The organism is Arthrobacter sp. Soil_C_60 (assembly GCF_057656375.1).
This window is the reverse complement of sequence record NZ_JBDGKM010000004.1, coordinates 413,597-432,135: the sequence shown is the minus strand read 5'-3', so window position 1 is coordinate 432,135 and position 18,539 is coordinate 413,597. Positions and strand designations below refer to the sequence as shown.

The window sequence follows — 18,539 nt, the reverse complement described above, 5'->3', positions numbered from 1 at the left end:
ACCCGAGAGTAATGGAACCCTTCCGAGACTAGTTCGCACCGGCCCCCGGCTCAACTACCTCGGCCGGTTCGCGCCGCGCGGCCGTGGCTTGAGAGGATGGTCTCATGCCTAAAGTGTCCCGGTTCCCGTTGCAGCTCCGTTTCAGCGACATCGATTCCTACGGCCACGTGAACAACGTGACCTTTCTGAGCTACTTGGAGACGGCACGCGTCCGGCTGCACGGCAGCCCTTCAGGACAGACTACGGACGACGGCGGACAGCTGTCCGTGAGCGATCTGGCCGGAGCGGGGAACTTCACCTTGGTGGGCCGGCAGGAGATTGAATACCTCGCGCCGCTGCTTTTCCGGCCGGAACCGGTCTACGTCAATGTCTGGGTGACGGAGGTGGGCGGCTCCAGCTTTGGGCTGGGCTACAACGTTTCCGAAGAGGACGGTTCGGCAACGTACGCCGTGGGGGAGACCACGATGGTACTGGTGAACCGCGAATCCGGCCGGCCGGTACCACTGCCGGACCTGTACCGAAAAGCGTTGGAACGTTACCAAGGACCGGAAGTCCCCTTCCGGCGTCGTGCTTCGGAAAGTGCAGGTGCCTGATTCCGTGGGCGAAACGATCATGCTGAGCTTGGCCGATCCACAGGTGACGGCGGACTTGCGCACGTACATCACACGGGCGCGCGCTGCCGACGACGGCGCCGTCCACCTGCAGGTCTCCGGCGCTGTCCTCGCCGCCTATGTTTGCCTCATGAGGCCGCGCTTGCTGGGGGAAGCAACGCCGACCATTCTGGGGCTGCGGACAATGCCGCTGGGGCGTCCGGCCCAGGCCGAAATGACCGTATCGCTGGCATCGATGGCCGACCGGCTGGCACGGATGGCTGAGAATGACGTTGTCCTGCCGCTGCCGCCGATGCAGGTCAAGGAATCCTGGACCGGGGTACTGCCTCCGCGCTCGGGCTGGGAACCGGTGGAGCAGATTTCGTCCGAGGATCTGCGGGCTGCCGCCGAGACGGGAATTCGGGAAGTGGCAGCAGCCGTGCCGGCGCAACCGGGCCAGTTGATCGTCAATAATGCCCGCAGCGCTGTATGGGGCAGATCATTGCCGGCGGCCAGCGTGCCTTTGCCTGCCGGTGCGGCATTCGCGGCGCTGACGCTGGGCTTCCTGGATGATCAACCGGCAGCGCTGTTCCGCAGTGGCCGCTGGCTGCGGTTGTCCACGGCCCGCGGCCATGTGCTGGTTCGCAGCGGTGCGTCCCTTTAGGCCTTGCACTCGAGGGCGGGAACGGCAGCAAGCGAGCTAGGCGCTGTTAACCATGGAGTGGGCTGCCCGCTCGAAGTAATCCCATAGGGTCTGTTCGTACAGCGGCGGCAGTTCGAGCGAGTCCACGGCCTTTCGCATGTGGGTCAGCCAGCGGTCGCGGGCGTCGAAATCAACCTTGAACGGCTGGTGACGCATCCGCAGCCGGGGATGGCCGCGCTGCTCGCTGTACGTGCCGGGGCCGCCCCAGTACTGCTCGAGGAACATCCGCATCCGTTCCGTGGCAGGTCCCAGATCCTCCTCCGGGTACATCTTCCGGAGCACTTCGTCCTCAGCGATGCCCTCGTAGAAAACGTCCACCAGCTTCACGAAGGTCTCATGTCCGCCCACGGCATCATAGAAGTTGTCCGTGTACTCCGGCTGCTGGAACGCGTTGGCCGCCCGTGGTGCCGGCTGCAGCGTCGCGATGGGCTGGCCGAACCGCGACTGCAGGGGGACGGTGGCTGCACCGCCGTCCGCGGCGGCAGCAGGGGTAGCTTCCGGCAGCGAGGCAGAGGGAAGGTTTTTATCAGTCATAACTATTGGCAGCCTGTTCGTTGGTATCTGGTCCCATTGTCTCCAACATTGGCCCGTTGCGGCTAATTCCCCGTGGCTCTGGATCCGGAGCGGCGAGGAGGAATTAGTCTGGTGGCGGCGGGAGTTGTTGCGGCGATCAGGAGGGCACGAATGCATGAGGACATCAGCATCGAACATGACCTGGTCATCGACGCGCCGCCCGAGAGAGTCTGGAGCCTGCTGACCGATCCTGACGCCATCCGTCGCTGGTATGCGTTCGATGGTGCGGTCTGCGAAGCGGTTAACGGTGGCCGGATTGAACACAGGTGGCGCGACCATGGCCGTTTCCTCGGGAAGGTGCTGCAGGTCCAGCCGTACGGACTCTTCCAGTACCGCTATGCGGCACAACCTGAGACGGAACCGCAGCTAGGCGCCAGTACCGTGGTGACCTTTCGGCTGGAGCCGGAAGGGACCGGCACCAGGCTCTTCGTGACCGAGCATGGATTCGAGCAGATCGCCGGGTCGATGGTGGAGGCCCGTGAACTGGCCGCGATGAACCTCACGGCTTGGCGAACCGGGTTCACCACGTTGAGCGATCTGGCCCGCAGCCGCTGAACACCGCTCGGGCGTGTTGCCGGGTTGTTCCATCTTGGGTCGGGCGCAGCCGGCCGGGAGCGGGGTCAGTTCACTGTGACAGGTTCATGCATTATCGGGAAATTGACGCTGCGGGCAATGAAGCAGACCTGGTTCGCGTCGTGGTGCAGCTTCTGTGCCAGGTCGTTGTGGGCCGGGTCCGCAACAGTGACGCGCGGCCGAAGCGTTACGGAAGTAAATTCGCCGCTGCCGTCCCGATTCAGGTGCAAGGTGCCCTCGGCGTCGTCCGTGTATTCGGTCACCACGATGCCGTTTTTCACCGCAACGTGCAGGTAGGAGAGCATGTGGCACTGGGACAGTGCGGTGAGCAGGAGCTGCTCCGGATTCCACCGGTCTTTATCCCCATGGAAGGTGGGGTCGGCGGTGCCGGCAAGATCCGGAAGTCCCGGCGAGGTGATGACGTGGTCACGTCCGTAGCTCCGGTAAGACGAAGTGCCTTCGCCACGGTTTCCGGTCCAGGCGAGCGATATGCGGTAGCGGTGGTTGCTGAGGTCCATGACCGGATTAAAGCACGTGGAGAAGTTATGCGTGGGACATGCCTGCGGGGAACCAGTCCCGCAGGCATGTCCTGACTGTGCGACCGTCGGGGGGACGGTCTTTCGGCGTCGTTACTTGTCGGCGGCCTGGGCCTTCAGCGCCCGCACAATGCCGTCGCGGCTTTCCAGTACCAAGCGCCGCAGTGCCGGCGAGTCCGCGCCGAGCGCCGCGAGGAACTCATCGGTGAGGTCCACGGTGGACTGCGTGGCCAGCTGCGAGGGGTAGAGCCCCACCACAATCTGCTGCGCGATCTCATGCGTGCGGGTGTTCCAAATGTCCTCGACCGCGGCAAAGTACGCAGCGGCGTAGGGCTCCAGCAGGGCAGTGTCGTGGACCCGGTTGAAACCGGCGATGACGGACTGCTGGGTGGCGTTGGGCAGATCACCGCGAACGACGACGGCGTCCCAGGCCGCCGCTTTCGCATCAGCTGTGGGGATGGCCGCCTTGGCCAGAGCGGCGGCGCGCTGGCCCGTGGCCGTGGCGTCGCGCTCGAGCTCGGCGTCGATCTCCGGCTGCCCGAATTCGCCGCCTGCTACCAGCGACGTCAGCAGCTCCCAGCGCAGGTCCGCGTCGACGGTGAGGCCGTCCATGATCCGCTCGCCGGAGAGCAGCGAAGCCACTGCGTCGAGCTGGGCATCGGTCTGGGCATGCAGCGCGAAGGCCTTGACGAACTGCAGCTGGGCGTCGGAGCCCGCCTCGGCGATTTGGCTGAGGTCCCACAGCCGGTCAGCTGCAGCGAGGGTCAGGCGCTTGCGGTCCGCGGGGTTGACGTAGAAGGCCAGTGTGGTTGCAAGCTGGCGCAGCAGTACCAGCACCACCGAGGAATCGGATTCGTAGGCGATGTTGTTCAGGATCAGCTCCGCGTACTCCCGTGCCGGGGTTTCGCCGTCGCGGGTGGCGTCCCAGGCGGAGGCGAGTACCAGGGTCCGCGGCAGGGACTCGGTGAAGTCCTTCACATGGACCTTCGACGTCGCGAGGGAGACCTCGTCCAGCCGGATCTTGGCGTAGGCCAGATCATCGTCGTTCAGGAGCACCAGCGCAGGCCGTTCGTGGCCGGCGAGTTCGGGCACTTCCGTGCGCTCGCCGTCGACGTCGAGCTCCTCGCGGTGGGTGCGTACCAGCTTGCCTTCGGCATCGAGGTTGTAGAAGCCGACGGCGAGCCGGTGTGGCCGGATGGTCGGGAACTCGGGTACCGCGGACTGGAGAATCGCGAACGAGGTGATCTTGCCGCCGTCGTCCGTCGTGATTTCCGGACGCAACGTATTGACGCCGGCGGTCTCCAGCCACAGCGCGGACCACTCCTTCAGGTCGCGGCCGCTGGATACCTCCAGCTCCGAGAGCAGGTCCTCCAGCTCAGTGTTCTGCCAGGCATGCTTGCCGAAGTATTCGCGCACGCCGGCCATGAACTGCTCCTGGCCGACCCAGGCCACGAGCTGGCGCAGGACGGAAGCTCCCTTGGCGTAGGTGATGCCGTCGAAGTTGACCTGTACGGCCTGCAGGTCCGGGATGTCCGCGACGATGGGGTGCGTGGAGGGCAGCTGGTCCTGCCGGTAGGCCCAGGACTTCTCCATCGAGGCGAAGGTGGTCCAGGCCTGCTTCCACTCCGTGGCCTCCGCGGCAGCCAGCGTGGACATGAACTCGGCAAAGGATTCGTTCAGCCACAGGTCGTTCCACCAGCGCATGGTGACCAGGTCCCCGAACCACATGTGCGCGAGCTCGTGCAGGATGGTGATGGCCCTGCGCTCCACCATGGCCTCGGCCACCTTGGACCGGAAGACATAGTTCTCCAGGAAGGTCACGGCACCCGCGTTCTCCATCGCGCCGGCGTTGAACTCGGGGACGAAGAGCTGGTCGTACTTGGCGAACGGGTATGGCGTGCCGAACTGCTTCTCGTAGAACGCGAAGCCCTGGCGTGTGAGTTCGAAGATGTTCTCCGCGTCCATGTACTGCATCAGCGACTTGCGGGCGAAGACGCCCAGCGGGACGGTGCGGCCGTCGGAGCTGGTGAGCTCGCTGCGGACCGACTGGTACGGGCCGGCGATGAGCGCGGTGATGTAGGAGGAGATACGCGGGGTGGGCTCGAAGTCCCAGGTGGAGGCGCCGCCGCCTTCCCCGATGGGCCCGGCGGCGACGGGCGCGGGGGTGGGGGAGTTGGAGATGACGTCCCAGTGCGACGGCGCAGTTACCGTGAACCGGAAGGCAGCCTTCAGATCCGGCTGCTCAAAGACGGCGAACATGCGGCGGGAATCGGGCACCTCGAACTGGCTGTAGAGGTAGACCTCGTTGTCCACCGGGTCCACGAAGCGGTGCAGTCCCTCGCCGGTGTTCATGTACAGCCCGTCAGCGTCGATGGTGAGGACATTGGATGCCGCCAGGTTGGGCAGCTGGATGCGGACGCCGTTGGAAACCTCCGCGGGATCCAGATCCACACCGTTAAGCGTTACGGAGCGCACCGTATCCGTGATGGCGTCGATAAAAGTCGACGCACCCGCCGTTGCCGAGAATTTCACAACGGTCGTGGAGCCGAAGACCTTCTCGCCCCGGGTCAGGTCCAGGGTGACGTCGTAGGACTCGACGTTGAGCAATGCGGCGCGCTCGCGGGCTTCGGCGCGGGTCAAATTCAAACCTGGCAAAGTGATGCCTCCAGTGTCGTAGCGGGTCCCGGCGGGGACGGTGCGGAGTGCAGGGGCGCTCTGAAAGGACCCGTGCACAGTGCGGCCATTCTTTCACCAGGCCCGTGGATGTACAGCACCGGCGTGATGCAATGAAGGAAAAGTTCCGGTTCCGTTGCGTCGCCGGTCCGGCCTTGGCCGCTGGCAAGCACGTTGGTTCAGAGTAGGCTTGAAGCCGTCATTCTTCCGCCCCTCCCGCCTGAAGGACCGTATATGCGCGTTCACATTGCCACCGACCACGCCGGACTCGAGCTGAGCCACCATCTGATCGACCACCTGAGCGGCAAAGGCTACGAGGTCATTGACCACGGCCCCAAGGAATACGACGCCGAGGACGACTACCCGTCGTTCTGCATCAACGCGGCGCTCGCAGTCGTGGCAGACCAGGCTGCGGGCCAGGACGCCCTCGGCATCGTGCTGGGTGGATCCGGCAACGGCGAGCAGATCGCGGCCAACAAGGTCAAGGGCGCACGTGCGGCGCTGGCCTGGAACCTGGACACGGCCAAACTGGCGCGCGAGCACAATGATGCAAACGTCGTCGCGGTGGGCGGCCGCCAGCACAGCGTGGAAGAGGCTACCGCGATCATCGAAGCGTTCCTGGCTGAGCCGTTCTCCAACGCCGAGCGCCACGTGCGGCGGATCGGCAAGATCGCCGCGTACGAAACCACCGGCGAAGTTCCCGCCTAAAGCACATGCCTGAAGGCCACTCGGTCCACCGCCTCGCCGCACAGTTCAATTCCGTCTTCGGCGGTCAGCGCCTCGCCGTCAGCAGTCCGCAGGGCCGCTTCGCTGCCGGCGCGGAGCGGGTCAACGGACACATCCTGGAAGCTGCCCGCGCGCACGGCAAGCAACTGTTCCTGCACTTCGACAACGAGCTGATTCTGCGCGTCCACCTGGGTCTCTACGGCGCCTGGGACTTCGGCGGCGACCAGACTTTCCGCGGCGCCTCCAGCATCGGTGCCCCGCGCCGGGTAGGGGAGCGTGAAGCGTACGACGACGATCCCCACCCTGCGTACGACGGTCCGCCGGAGCCGTTGGGCCAGGTGAGAGCCAGGCTCGTGTCAGCGCACGGCTGGGCGGATCTGCGTGGGCCGACGGCCTGCGAAGTGATCACCGAAGGCGAGCGGTCCGCCGTCGTCGCCAAACTGGGGCCGGACCCGCTGCAGCCGGATGCCGGCCCGGACGAGTTTGTCCAGCGGCTGACATCCAAAGGCTCCGCGGTGGGCACACTGCTGATGAGCCAGGATGTCATCGCCGGTGTCGGCAACATCTACCGGGCGGAGACGCTGTTCCGCGGCGGGCTGAATCCGTGGCGCCCGGGCAAAAGCCTGTCAGCGGAGGAAGCGGCACTGCTGTGGGAGGACATCGCTCTGGTCATGCACGACGGTGTCCGGGACGGGCGGATCATCACCACGCGCGCCGAACATCGGGATGGCAGCGGGCGGCCGGTGTGGCCGGACAACGCGCACTATGTCTATCAGCGCCAGGGGCTCGGCTGCCGCGTCTGCGGCACTGACGTGGTGCTGGCAGAGATGGGAAACCGCAAGCTCTACTGGTGTCCCAGCTGCCAGCAGGCCTGAACGGAGCGCCGGAACCACCGATTTGCGAAACAGGTCCGTGGTCATGCTAGAGTTTCAACGTCCTGGGGATGTAGCTCAATGGTAGAGCCTCAGTCTTCCAAACTGATTACGCGGGTTCGATTCCCGTCATCCCCTCTGCGATGAGACGGACCGGCAGCGGTCCGTCTTTTTCGTTAAGGCGGCAGTCCTTTTGCCGCCGCCGATTGTGCACGGAGTCTGCTTAGGCCGTAGACTTGCCGTGCACTACGGGGCGTAGCGTAGTGGCTAGCGCGCCTGCTTTGGGAGCAGGAGATCGCAGGTTCGAGTCCTGTCGCCCCGACTCTGTATTCTTGGTGCAGATCCAACCCCTATAGCTATCAGGAGTTCTAACGCTGTGAAGAGCGCTGTCGAAAACCTCACCCCCACCCGGGTCAAGCTCAATGTTGAGGTTCCCTTTGAGGAACTCAAGCCCAGCATTGACGAGGCCTACAAGACAATCGGCTCCCAGATCCAGGTGCCTGGCTTCCGCAAGGGCAAGGTTCCCTCCAAGCTCATTGACCAGCGGGTTGGACGCGGCTACGTCATCGAGACGGCCATCAACGAGGGCCTGAACGGTTTCTACCAGAACGCTGTGCAGGAGAGCGGCATCCGCCCCCTGAGCCGCCCCGAGGTTGAGATCACCGAGGTCCCGGACCCGGCTGCCACCGAAGGCCAGCTGTCCTTCCACGTCGAGGTGGACATCCGCCCCGAAATCGAACTGCCGGAGTACTCCGGACTCGAGGTCACCGTGGAAGCTGCCGAAGCCAGCGACGCCGACGTCGAAAAGGCCCTGGACGACCTGCGCGGCCGGTTCGGCACGCTGAAGTCTGTCGACCGTCCCGCCGCCCAGGATGACTTCATCACCATGGACCTCAGCGCCAAGGTGAACGGCGAAGAGGTTGATTCCGCAGCGGACCTGTCCTACCAGGTCGGCGCCGGAACCATGCTCGAGGGCCTGGACGAAGCCGTAACCGGCCTGAGCGCGGACGAAGACGCTACCTTCATGACCACGCTGGCCGGTGGCGAGCACGCCGGTGAAGAAGCCGAGGTCAAGGTTGTCATCAAGGCCGTCAAGGAGCGCGAGCTGCCGGAGGCAAACGATGACTTTGCCCAGCTGGCCAGCGAATTCGACACCATTGCCGAGCTGAAGGAAGACCTGGCAAAGCAGGCTGCCGACAGCAAGGTCATGGAGCAGGGCGTCGAAGCACGCGACAAGGTGCTGGACAAGCTGATGGAACTCGTTGAGGTTCCGGTTCCCGAGTCCGTGATCGAAGAGCAGCTCGAGCAGCACTTCCGCCCGGAGAACAGCGACGGCAGCGAAGAGCACGACACCGATGAGCACCGCGCCGAAGTTCGCCAGAACACCGAGCGTGCCTTCCAGAACGAAATCATCCTCGACGCCGTGGCGGACAAGGAAGAGGTCGGCGTCAGCCAGGCAGAGCTGATCGACTACATCGTTTCCTCCGCCAGCCAGTACGGGATGGATCCGAACCAGTTCGCACAGCTCATCGACCAGAGCGGCCAGGTGCCGATGATGGTTTCCGAGGTCCGCCGCCGCAAGGCCCTGGCCAAGGTGCTGGAGCTGGCCAAGGTTACGGACACCAACGGTGCCGAGGTCGACCTCAGCGACTTCGTCCGCCCCGCCGGTGAAGAAGAGCCGAACGTTGAGGACATGATCCAGGCTGCGCAGGCAGAAGCCGCTCAGGCGGAGGAAGCTCCGGCAGAGGGTACTTCGGAGGAGAGCGTGGACGACAGCGCTGCCGAGTCCAAGGCCTAAACAGCAGAGCTTCATGGCGGCCGCCTGCCCTTCACGGGGTGGGCGGTTGCTGCGTTTAACCACCTGCCTGCATGGTCCCGGCGCGCTGATGCGCCGTCAGCGAACAGCCCGTAAATAAGGCAGAAACGAGCACTGATCCGCGTTAGTGTCCAAGAAGGAAAAAGAACCTGGGGACTGCACCGGCCACCGGTGCAGCCTGTGGGGACAAGCGAGAGGTATTTCAGAATGTCCAGTGAATCAACCACTCCGAAGATGGCCACCGTCGACCCGGCCACCCGGGAAGACTACATCTACAACCGCCTGCTGAAGGAACGCATTATCTGGCTTGGCTCGGAAGTGCGGGACGAGAACGCCAATGCCATCTGTTCCCAGCTGCTGCTGCTTTCGGCCGAGGATCCTGACAAGGACATCTACCTCTACATCAACTCGCCCGGCGGCTCGGTGACGGCAGGCATGGCCATTTACGACACCATCCAGTTCATTCCGAACGATGTCGTCACGGTTGCCACCGGCCTGGCAGCTTCCATGGGCCAGTTCCTGCTGTCCTCGGGAACCAAGGGCAAGCGCTACGCTACTCCGCACGCGCGCATTCTGATGCACCAGCCCTCCGGCGGCATCGGCGGTACTGCGTCCGACATCAAGATCCAGGCCGAGCTGATCCTGCACATGAAGCGGGTCATGGCGGAGCTGACCGCGGAGCAGACCGGCCAGACTGTGGAGCAGATCCTCAAGGATAATGACCGCGACAAGTGGTTTACCGCCGAGGAAGGCCTCGAGTACGGCTTCTTCGACAAGATTTCGGCCCACGCCGGCGGCGTTACCGGCGGCGGCGGAACTTCACAGGATTCATGATCGCAGGTTCTGCGACACGGCCCTACGATCATTAGAAGCAGGAGAATCACGATGAACCACAATTTTGCTGCCGCTGCCGGCGGCCACGCAGCCAACCTTCCGACCAGCCGTTATGTGCTACCGCAGTTCGAGGAGCGCACGCCTTACGGCTTCAAGCGCCAGGACCCCTACACCAAGCTCTTTGAGGACCGGATCATTTTCCTCGGCGTGCAGGTGGACGATGCCTCGGCGGACGACGTCATGGCGCAGCTGCTGGTCCTGGAATCCACGGATCCGGACCGCGACATCACGCTGTACATCAACTCGCCCGGCGGCTCCTTCACCGCGATGACGGCCATCTACGACACCATGCAGTACATCCGTCCCGAGATCCAGACCGTGTGCCTCGGACAAGCGGCCAGTGCTGCCGCCGTACTGCTGGCGGCGGGTACCCCGGGCAAGCGTCTGGCGTTGCCGAACGCGCGTGTGCTGATCCACCAGCCGGCACTCGGGGGCGGTGAGCGCGGGCAGGCTTCTGACCTTGAGATCCAGGCGGCCGAGGTCATGCGTATGCGCACTTGGCTCGAAGACACTCTGGCGCTGCACAGCGGCAGGACCTCGGACCAGGTCAACGTTGACATCGAGCGTGACAAGATCCTGACGGCCGAGGACGCGTTGTCTTACGGCCTGATCGATCAGGTCCTCGATTCGCGTAAGATCCACAAGCCGGCCATCAACAAGGCCTAATGATTGTGTGTCGGCAGCTTCATTGCTGATCCGCTCAGCCCGTGGTGCTTAACATGGCACCACGGGCTCTGTGGTTACTGAAACTGTCAGCCAAGTGATTTAGAGTGGAAGCAAGTCAGCCGCCTTCATTCGTCTGAGCATGGGAGCTCCACCTGCCGCTCCCGGGCGTTGACCGATTCCAGTAGGACCAAGTAAGGGGACTGAATATGGCTCGCATTGGTGAGAGCGCTGACCTGCTCAAGTGCTCCTTCTGCGGCAAAAGCCAGAAACAAGTCCGGAAGCTGATCGCTGGCCCCGGCGTCTATATCTGTGACGAATGCATTGAGCTCTGCAACGAGATCATCGAAGAAGAGCTGTCCGAGGTTTCGGACCTCGGTTCCTTCGAGCTCCCCAAGCCGCGTGAAATATTCGACTTCCTGCAGGAATACGTTATCGGACAGGAACCCGCGAAGCGGGCACTGGCTGTTGCCGTTTACAACCACTACAAGCGCATCCAGTCGGGGCACGCGCCCAAGAGCTCAGCGAACCTCGGGGACACCAGTCCGCTGGACGACGTTGAGGTCGGCAAGTCCAACATTCTGCTGATCGGCCCTACCGGTTGCGGCAAGACCTATCTGGCCCAAACCCTCGCACGCCGGCTGAACGTCCCCTTTGCCGTCGCGGATGCAACTGCCCTGACCGAGGCCGGTTACGTCGGGGAAGACGTCGAGAATATCCTGCTCAAGCTCATCCAGGCCGCTGACTATGACGTCAAGAAGGCCGAGCAGGGCATCATTTACATTGACGAGATCGACAAGATCTCTCGCAAGAGCGAGAACCCGTCCATCACCCGCGACGTTTCCGGTGAAGGTGTCCAGCAGGCACTGCTGAAAATCCTCGAGGGAACCGTGGCCTCCGTTCCGCCGCAGGGCGGCCGGAAACACCCGCATCAGGAATTCATCCAGATCGACACCACCAATGTGCTCTTCATCGTGGCCGGCGCCTTCGCCGGGCTGGAAGAAATCATCGGTTCACGCGCCGGACGCAAGGGCATCGGGTTCGGCGCTCCGCTGAGCGACGCCAGCAAGGACGCCGACAGCTACGGCGAAGTCATGCCGGAAGACTTGCTGAAGTTCGGCTTGATCCCCGAATTCATCGGTCGATTGCCGGTGATCACCACGGTGTCAAACCTTGACCGCACCGCGCTGATCCAGATCCTCACCGAACCCAAGAACGCGCTGATCAAGCAGTACCAGAAGATGTTCCAACTGGACGGTGTTGAACTCTCCTTCGAACCGGAGGCTCTGGAGGCCGTGGCCCAGCTCGCGCTCGAGCGGGGGACAGGTGCCCGCGGACTGCGCGCCATTGTCGAGGAAGCCCTGCAGCCGGTGATGTTCGATCTGCCCAGCCGCGAAGACATCGCTTCCGTGGTGATTACCGCCGATGTGGTGAACGGCAAGGGGGAGCCCTCCCTCATTTCCCACGACGTTGTTGCCAAGCGGCGGAACAAGTCCGCCTGACCGGAACGGGCGCCGCACAATCCAGACAGATGACCAGGTAGAGGACGGAATATGGCCCGCATTGGTGGAAACGGCGACCTGCTCAAATGCTCTTTCTGCGCCAAAAGCCAGAAACAGGTCCGGAAGCTGGTCGCGGGCCACGGGGTCTACATCTGTGACGAATGCATCGAGCTGTGCAACGAGATGCTCGCGGAAGAATTTTCGGTAGCGGCCGAGGCTGTCGGCTTCGAACTGCCCAAACCGCGGGAGATTTTCGAGTCCCTGCAGGAGTACGTCATCGGGCAAGAGCCTGCGAAGCGCGCCTTGGCTGTTGCGGTCTACAACCACTACAAACGTACCCAGCCGGCTCCGGTATCCGAAGCTTCTCCTGAATCCGCAGACGCCGGCACCCTGGATGACGTCGAGGTCGGCAAATCCAATATCTTGCTAGTGGGCCCGACGGGCTGCGGCAAGACTTTTCTCGCGCAGACCCTGGCACGCCGTCTCAACGTCCCGTTCGCCATAGCCGACGCGACGGCCCTGACCGAGGCCGGCTACGTCGGCGAAGATGTCGAGAACATTCTGCTAAAGCTTCTGCAGGCCGCTGACTATGATGTCACGAAGGCCGAGCAGGGGATCATCTACATTGACGAGATCGACAAGATCTCGCGCAAGAGCGAGAACCCTTCCATCACCCGCGACGTTTCCGGTGAAGGTGTCCAGCAGGCACTGCTGAAGATCCTGGAGGGGACCGTCGCCTCCGTTCCGCCGCAGGGCGGCAAGAAGCAACCCCAGCAGGAAGCCATCCAGATCGATACGACCAACGTGCTCTTCATCGTGGCCGGCGCCTTCGCCGGACTCGAGGAAATCGTTGACAGCAGGTCCGGAGGCAAGGGAGTCGGCTTTGGCGCCGCACTGCGCGAGGTTTCTAAGGACATGGACAGCCACGGGCAGGTCATGCCTGAGGACTTGCTCAAGTTCGGACTGATACCGGAATTCATCGGACGCCTGCCGGTGATCACCTCGGTATCGAAACTGGACCGTCCGGCACTGATCCAGATCCTGACAGAGCCAAAGAACGCACTGATCAAGCAGTACCAGAAGATGTTCCACCTCGACGGCGTGGAACTTACATTTGAGCCCGAGGCCCTCGAAGCGGTGGCGGAACTCGCCCTCGAGCGGGGTACAGGTGCCCGTGGACTACGCGCCATTGTGGAAGAAGCGCTGCAGCCGGTGATGTTCGAGATACCGAGCCGGCAGGATATCGCTTCCGTGGTCATTACCGGCGACGTCATCAAGGGTAAAGGCAATCCCATCCTGATCCCGCAGGACGTTGCTGCCCTGCGCCGGAACAAATCCGCCTGATTCCGGGTTGCGCATTTTGGTACCACAAGTGTTTCCACAATAAGGAGTTCCAAGTATGTCCGACAACAACTCACCATCGACCGTTGACTTCTGGTTCGACCCCGCATGCCCGTTCGCCTGGATCACTTCACGCTGGATGCTTGAGGTTGAAAAGGTCCGTGAGGTCAAGGTGGACTGGCACGTCATGAGCCTGGCCGTACTGAACGATGGCCGGGATGAGTTGCCCGACAACTACAAGGAATTCCTGAAGACCGCCTGGGGTCCGGTCCGTGTCATCATTGCCGCGCGGGAACTGCACGGAGCCGACTACGTCAAGCGGCTCTACGACGCCATGGGCACCCGCATCCACAATGAAGACAACAAGGACATTGAAGCCGTCATCACGGCATCGCTGGCGGAGGTGGGCCTTCCAGCGGATCTGGCGGCATTTGCCACCTCCGATGAGTATGACGAGCAGCTGCGTGCCAGCCATGAGGAAGGCATCGGCTTGGTGGGCGACGAGGTCGGAACCCCGGTAGTCGCTTTCAACGGAACCGCCTTCTTCGGACCGGTGCTGACCCGGATTCCCCGCGGAGATGCCGCGGGCCGGATCTTCGACGGAGCCGTAGCGCTGGCGGAATTCCCGCACTTCTACGAGATCAAGCGCTCCCGCACGACCAGTCCCGAGTTCAACTAAAGCAACGGCACGCCGGAGGTCGCGCGGGAAAAAATTCCGGATGCCTCTGGCGTGTCGGCTTGCGGGGGAGTATAAATATTTATACGCATCCCCCAAAAGATGCGGGAACGAACACCAAAGATTCAGAGACAAGTTGAATGGACTCAGTTCCACCAACTGCCAGCCAGTGACAAGGCTTGGAAGACCTGAAGTTCTGCGGAGTTCGGGAGATTCTGAATGTCACTACATGAATCATCGAGTCGAAGCCCCACCAACGGCTAAACGCTGATGGGGCTTCCCCTCGTTTACGGCCGGTTACGCCGGCTCTTCAGCCGCGGCGAGTTCGACGCCGGAGACGGTTAGTTCACCGTCGGCTTCCGTGAGCTTCAGCTCATTGGCGTTGCCTGCAGCCTTCAGATCGCCCAGACCGGCTTCCAGCTGTGCCACCTGCTTCGCGGATCCGCTGATCAAAGCAGTCACGACCTCGGTACGCTGCTTGACCTTGGCCTCGGACTTTGCCTTCCGGATACCGCCCAGGGCCAGGCCGACCGTGCCGAGCAAATCCTTGTCGGCGTCCGCGGCGATGCCGGACAGCGCCGCCGTCGTCGGCCATTCGGTGCGGTGGACGGAACCTGCGCGCCACCATCCCCACACTTCCTCCGTAGCGAACGGCAGGAAGGGCGCGAAGAGTCGCAGGAGGGCGTCCAGGGTTGTGGCCAGCGTCGCCAGCACACTTGCCTGCTCCGCATCACCGGCGCCGCCGTAGGCACGGTCCTTGATCAGCTCGACATAATCGTCGGTGAAGGACCAGAAGAAGCTCTCGCTGATCTGGAGCGCCCGGGCGTAGTCGTACTTCTCGAATGCCGCGGTAGCCTGCTCGACCACATCGGCCAACTGGCCCAGCAGCGACTTGTCCAGCGGGTTGGTGATCACCGATGCGTCGGAGGAGATGACCGACGTTTCGGTGGCCCCCAGATTCAGTACAAACTTGGAGGCGTTGAGCAGCTTGATGGCCAGCCTGCGGCCGATCTTCATCTGTGCGATTTCGTAGGCCGTGTCTGCGCCCAGCTTGGCCGAAGCAGCCCAGTAGCGCACCGCATCGGCACCGAACTGCTCAAGGACATCCGTGGGAACCACGACGTTGCCCTTGGACTTGGACATCTTCTTGCGGTCCGGGTCCAGGATCCAGCCGGAGATCGCGGCATGCTTCCACGGTGCACAGTTGTTGAGCGCGTCCGCACGCACTGCAGTGGAGAAGAGCCAGGTGCGGATGATGTCGTGGCCTTGCGGACGCAGGTCGAACGGAAAGACCTTACCGAAGAACTCTTCGTCGCGGCTCCACTTACCCACGATCTGAGGTGTCAGCGAGGACGTCGCCCAGGTGTCCAGTACGTCGGCGTCTCCGGTAAAGCCGCCGGGAACGTCGCGCTGGGATTCGTCGTAACCCGGGGCTGCTTCCGCTGCCGGATCCACTGGCAGCATTTCGTCCGCCGGCAGCACGGGATTGTCGTACTCCGGGTTCCCTGCGGAATCCAAGGGGTACCAGACCGGGATTGGAACCCCGAAGAAACGCTGGCGGGAGACCAGCCAGTCACCGTTAAGTCCTTCGATCCAGTTTTCGTAGCGGGAACGCATGAAGGCCGGATGGAACTCGATGTCCCGGCCGCGGCCGATCAACCGCTCCCGGCGGTCGGCGTCGCGGCCGCCGTTGCGGATGTACCACTGGCGAGACGTGACGACCTCGAGCGGCTTGTCGCCCTTTTCGTAGAAGTTGACCGGGTGGGACATCTTCTTCGGCTCGCCGTCCAGTTCTCCGGCAGCGTCCAACAGTTCGACGACCTTCTCCTTGGCGGAGAAGACAGTCTTGCCGGCGATCTCGGCGTAATTTGCCTTGCCCTCTTCGGAAGTGATCCATTCCGGAGTTTCGGCGGCGATGCGGCCGTCCCGTCCCACAATGGCCCGGGTAGGCAACTGCAGTTCCCGCCACCAGGTGACGTCGGTGAGGTCGCCGAAGGTACAGACCATGGCAATGCCGGCGCCCTTGTCCGGCTTGGCCAGCGGGTGGGCCTTGACCTCTACTTCGACGCCGAACAACGGGGATTTGACCTTCGTACCGAACAGCGGCTGGTAGCGCTCGTCGTCGGGGTGGGCAACGAGTGCCACACAAGCGGCCAGCAGTTCGGGCCGGGTGGTTTCGATATGGATCTTTTCGCCGTCCGGCGTTTCGAAGGCATAACGGTAGTACGCCCCGGGCATTTCCCGGTCTTCGAGTTCCGCCTGGGCAACCGCAGTGCGGAACGTGACGTCCCAAAGCGTCGGGGCTTCGGCCATGTAGGCGTCGCCGGCGGTCAGATTCGCCAGGAAGGCACGCTGGGAGACGGCACGGGAGACGTCGTCGATGGTCCGGTAGGTCAGTTCCCAGTCGACGGACAGGCCGAGCGTGGTGAAGAGGTTTTCGAAGACCTTTTCGTCCTCGACGGCAAGCTCCTCGCAGAGCTCGATGAAGTTCCGCCGGGACACGACGTCGAAATCACGCTGGTTCTTTGCGGGCTTCGCCGGCGGCTGGTAATCCGGGTTGTACGGCACGGACGGGTCGCAGCGGACACCGTAGAAATTCTGCACGCGGCGTTCGGTGGGCAGGCCGTTGTCATCCCAGCCCATCGGATAGAAAACGTTCTTGCCCTGCATGCGCTGGAAGCGGGCCAGAACATCGGTCTGCGTGTAGGAGAACATGTGGCCCACATGCAGCGAACCCGACGCGGTCGGCGGGGGAGTGTCGATCGAGTAGACCTGTTCCCGGGTAGTGTCCGGATTGAACTTGTAGGTTCCTTCCTCGCGCCACCGCTGGGTGAGGACAGCCTCAAGGCCCTCGAGGGCCGGCTTGTCGGGGACGTTTACGGTTGCGGGCGTGTCTGTGCCCGGTTCATGTTCAGCCATGGGGTCATTCTCCCATGACGGCAGGAGGGGATTCATATCCGCGGTATGGGTCTGCTCACAAGGCTCCTGCCGGAAGTGCGCTGTCCGGCGTAGCATGCGGCTATGGGAAGCATCCGGATCAAACGCATCTATGAAGAAGCCGAACCGGCGGACGGCTACCGTGTGTTGGTGGACCGGCTGTGGCCCCGGGGCATCAAGAAGGACGACGCGCACATCGATCTATGGCTTAAAGACGTCGGTCCCTCCGACAGGCTCCGCAAAGAGTTCGGCCACGATCCGGAGAAATTCGATGATTTTGCCCGCGCCTACCGCAAGGAGCTGCGGCAGTCCGATGCTGTCCAGGTTCTGATCGACGCCGCAGGGAAGCACGGCCAGATGACATTGCTCTTCGGTGCCAAGGACGAAGAGCACAACCAAGCGGCTGTGTTACACGAGTACTTAATAGCGAAATTGCGCTCCTGACCTGTTTAGGCTGGTTCTGTGACCAAACGTGCAGTAGTGACCGGGGCAAGTTCAGGCATCGGCGAGGCATCAGTGAGGGCGCTGGGTGGCAGTGGCTGGGATGTGATCGCTGTTGCGCGCAGGGCGGAGCGGCTCGAAGAGCTGGCCGCCGAAACCGGGGCCACGGCTTATGCCGCCGACATTACCGATGCTGCCTCCGTGGACCGTCTGGTCGAGGATGTGCTGGCAACCGGCGGAATCGACGCGCTGGTTAATATCGCCGGCGGTGCCTTCGGCGCGGAATCGATGCTTGAGGGCAAGCTGGCCGACTGGGAGCACATGTACAACGTCAACGTCCTCGGCACGCTGCGCATGATCCAGGGCTTCCTCCCAGCATTGCGCGAAAACGGCGAAGGTTCTGTGCTGCTGCTGACCTCGACGGCGGGATTGGCGGCTTACGAAAACGGCGGCGGATACGTGGCGGCCAAGTTTGCAGAGCACTCGATGGCGAATACCCTGCGGCTCGAAGAGGCAGAACACAACGTGCGCGTAATCGAGATCGCCCCGGGTCTGGTCCGCACCGAGGAGTTCTCGCTCAACCGGCTCGGCGGGGACAAGGCCGCGGCGGACAAGGTCTACCAGGGCGTGGACAAGCCGCTTGTCGCCGCTGATGTAGCCGACGTCGTCGCTTATTCACTGAATCTGCCGCATCACGTCAATCTGGACCAGGTAGTCATCCGGCCGGTCGCGCAGGCAGCGGCACACAAGCTGATCCGGGGCTGAAGCGCCACCAGGCCGCCGATGTTTCGACATTGGAGGCCGCAGCCATCTAAACTGGAAGGCAACAGCTTGGACCCGGCCATCACCGGTGAGCTTCCGGAAGAACAGTTCCATGCCAACCGGCGCGGCACCCAGTAGAACCGGACGGGTAAGCCCGTCACAGCAGTGAATGAGGGGCTGCCCCTTCAGGTTCCGCGAGGAGCCCGGGGAGGTCAGCAAGTGAGGTGGTACCGCGGGTTCCGCTCCCGGCCGCCGGGTTAG

17 protein-coding genes and 2 tRNA genes are annotated in these 18,539 nt (G+C 63.0%); 15 read left to right on the top strand and 4 right to left on the bottom strand.

Translation table 11 applies throughout. The features are described 5' to 3' along the window. Window positions 1-104 precede the first annotated feature (104 nt). The gene (locus AC3A4M_RS11730; RefSeq protein WP_498735897.1) at window positions 105-593 is read left to right on the top strand and encodes an acyl-CoA thioesterase; all 489 of its coding nucleotides are present in this window, start codon (window positions 105-107) and stop codon (window positions 591-593) included. A gap of 19 nt (window positions 594-612) precedes the next feature. Beyond that, window positions 613-1,254: a DUF8185 domain-containing protein gene (locus AC3A4M_RS11725; RefSeq protein WP_498735976.1), complete on the top strand. Its 642-nt coding sequence runs from the start codon at window positions 613-615 to the stop codon at window positions 1,252-1,254. A gap of 36 nt (window positions 1,255-1,290) precedes the next feature. Here AC3A4M_RS11725 and AC3A4M_RS11720 read toward each other — a convergent pair whose 3' ends face one another. Beyond that, the gene (locus AC3A4M_RS11720) at window positions 1,291-1,719 is read right to left on the bottom strand and encodes a globin (protein WP_498735975.1); all 429 of its coding nucleotides are present in this window, start codon (window positions 1,717-1,719) and stop codon (window positions 1,291-1,293) included. 258 nt (window positions 1,720-1,977) lie between these two features. Here AC3A4M_RS11720 and AC3A4M_RS11715 point away from each other — a divergent pair, with 258 nt between their 5' ends. Next, window positions 1,978-2,421, top strand: a complete 444-nt coding sequence (locus tag AC3A4M_RS11715; protein WP_498735896.1) for an SRPBCC domain-containing protein — start codon at window positions 1,978-1,980, stop codon at window positions 2,419-2,421. A 65-nt stretch (window positions 2,422-2,486) separates the two neighbouring features. Here AC3A4M_RS11715 and AC3A4M_RS11710 read toward each other — a convergent pair whose 3' ends face one another. Next, the gene (locus tag AC3A4M_RS11710; RefSeq protein ID WP_498735895.1) at window positions 2,487-2,957 is read right to left on the bottom strand and encodes an OsmC family protein; all 471 of its coding nucleotides are present in this window, start codon (window positions 2,955-2,957) and stop codon (window positions 2,487-2,489) included. Window positions 2,958-3,068: 111 nt separating this feature from the next. Then, window positions 3,069-5,621 (bottom strand): aminopeptidase N, encoded by a 2,553-nt coding sequence (pepN, locus tag AC3A4M_RS11705; RefSeq protein ID WP_498735894.1) that lies wholly within the window; start codon window positions 5,619-5,621, stop codon window positions 3,069-3,071. 261 nt (window positions 5,622-5,882) lie between these two features. Between pepN and AC3A4M_RS11700 the strand changes: the two genes are divergently transcribed. From AC3A4M_RS11700 to AC3A4M_RS11655, 10 genes are all read left to right on the top strand, one after another. After that, complete coding sequence (locus AC3A4M_RS11700) at window positions 5,883-6,356, top strand: ribose-5-phosphate isomerase (RefSeq protein ID WP_498735893.1); 474 nt, start codon at window positions 5,883-5,885, stop codon at window positions 6,354-6,356. 5 nt (window positions 6,357-6,361) lie between these two features. Next, on the top strand, window positions 6,362-7,249 hold the full coding sequence (locus tag AC3A4M_RS11695; protein ID WP_498735892.1) for an Fpg/Nei family DNA glycosylase: 888 nt from the start codon (window positions 6,362-6,364) through the stop codon (window positions 7,247-7,249). Window positions 7,250-7,313: 64 nt separating this feature from the next. Next, window positions 7,314-7,384, top strand: a tRNA-Gly gene (locus AC3A4M_RS11690). Between the two features lie 111 nt (window positions 7,385-7,495). Further along, a tRNA-Pro gene (locus AC3A4M_RS11685) sits at window positions 7,496-7,568 on the top strand. Window positions 7,569-7,622: 54 nt separating this feature from the next. Continuing rightward, window positions 7,623-9,044 (top strand): trigger factor, encoded by a 1,422-nt coding sequence (tig, locus tag AC3A4M_RS11680; RefSeq protein WP_498735891.1) that lies wholly within the window; start codon window positions 7,623-7,625, stop codon window positions 9,042-9,044. 252 nt (window positions 9,045-9,296) lie between these two features. Further along, on the top strand, window positions 9,297-9,896 hold the full coding sequence (locus AC3A4M_RS11675; protein WP_139005487.1) for an ATP-dependent Clp protease proteolytic subunit: 600 nt from the start codon (window positions 9,297-9,299) through the stop codon (window positions 9,894-9,896). A gap of 51 nt (window positions 9,897-9,947) precedes the next feature. Then, the gene (locus tag AC3A4M_RS11670) at window positions 9,948-10,622 is read left to right on the top strand and encodes an ATP-dependent Clp protease proteolytic subunit (protein ID WP_074702141.1); all 675 of its coding nucleotides are present in this window, start codon (window positions 9,948-9,950) and stop codon (window positions 10,620-10,622) included. Between the two features lie 206 nt (window positions 10,623-10,828). Next, entirely contained in the window at window positions 10,829-12,121 is a 1,293-nt protein-coding gene (clpX, locus tag AC3A4M_RS11665; protein ID WP_498731559.1) for an ATP-dependent Clp protease ATP-binding subunit ClpX, read from the top strand. A 51-nt stretch (window positions 12,122-12,172) separates the two neighbouring features. Further along, window positions 12,173-13,465, top strand: a complete 1,293-nt coding sequence (gene clpX, locus AC3A4M_RS11660; RefSeq protein ID WP_498735889.1) for an ATP-dependent Clp protease ATP-binding subunit ClpX — start codon at window positions 12,173-12,175, stop codon at window positions 13,463-13,465. 55 nt (window positions 13,466-13,520) lie between these two features. Beyond that, a complete protein-coding gene (locus AC3A4M_RS11655) occupies window positions 13,521-14,141 on the top strand; it encodes a mycothiol-dependent nitroreductase Rv2466c family protein (RefSeq protein WP_498735888.1) in 621 nt (206 codons plus the stop codon). Between the two features lie 294 nt (window positions 14,142-14,435). Here AC3A4M_RS11655 and valS read toward each other — a convergent pair whose 3' ends face one another. Further along, window positions 14,436-17,057, bottom strand: a complete 2,622-nt coding sequence (gene valS, locus AC3A4M_RS11650; protein ID WP_498735887.1) for a valine--tRNA ligase — start codon at window positions 17,055-17,057, stop codon at window positions 14,436-14,438. 102 nt (window positions 17,058-17,159) lie between these two features. Here valS and AC3A4M_RS11645 point away from each other — a divergent pair, with 102 nt between their 5' ends. Next, window positions 17,160-17,519, top strand: a complete 360-nt coding sequence (locus AC3A4M_RS11645) for a DUF488 domain-containing protein (protein WP_498735886.1) — start codon at window positions 17,160-17,162, stop codon at window positions 17,517-17,519. Window positions 17,520-17,537: 18 nt separating this feature from the next. Continuing rightward, window positions 17,538-18,281: an SDR family oxidoreductase gene (locus AC3A4M_RS11640; RefSeq protein ID WP_498735885.1), complete on the top strand. Its 744-nt coding sequence runs from the start codon at window positions 17,538-17,540 to the stop codon at window positions 18,279-18,281. Window positions 18,282-18,539: the final 258 nt, after the last annotated feature.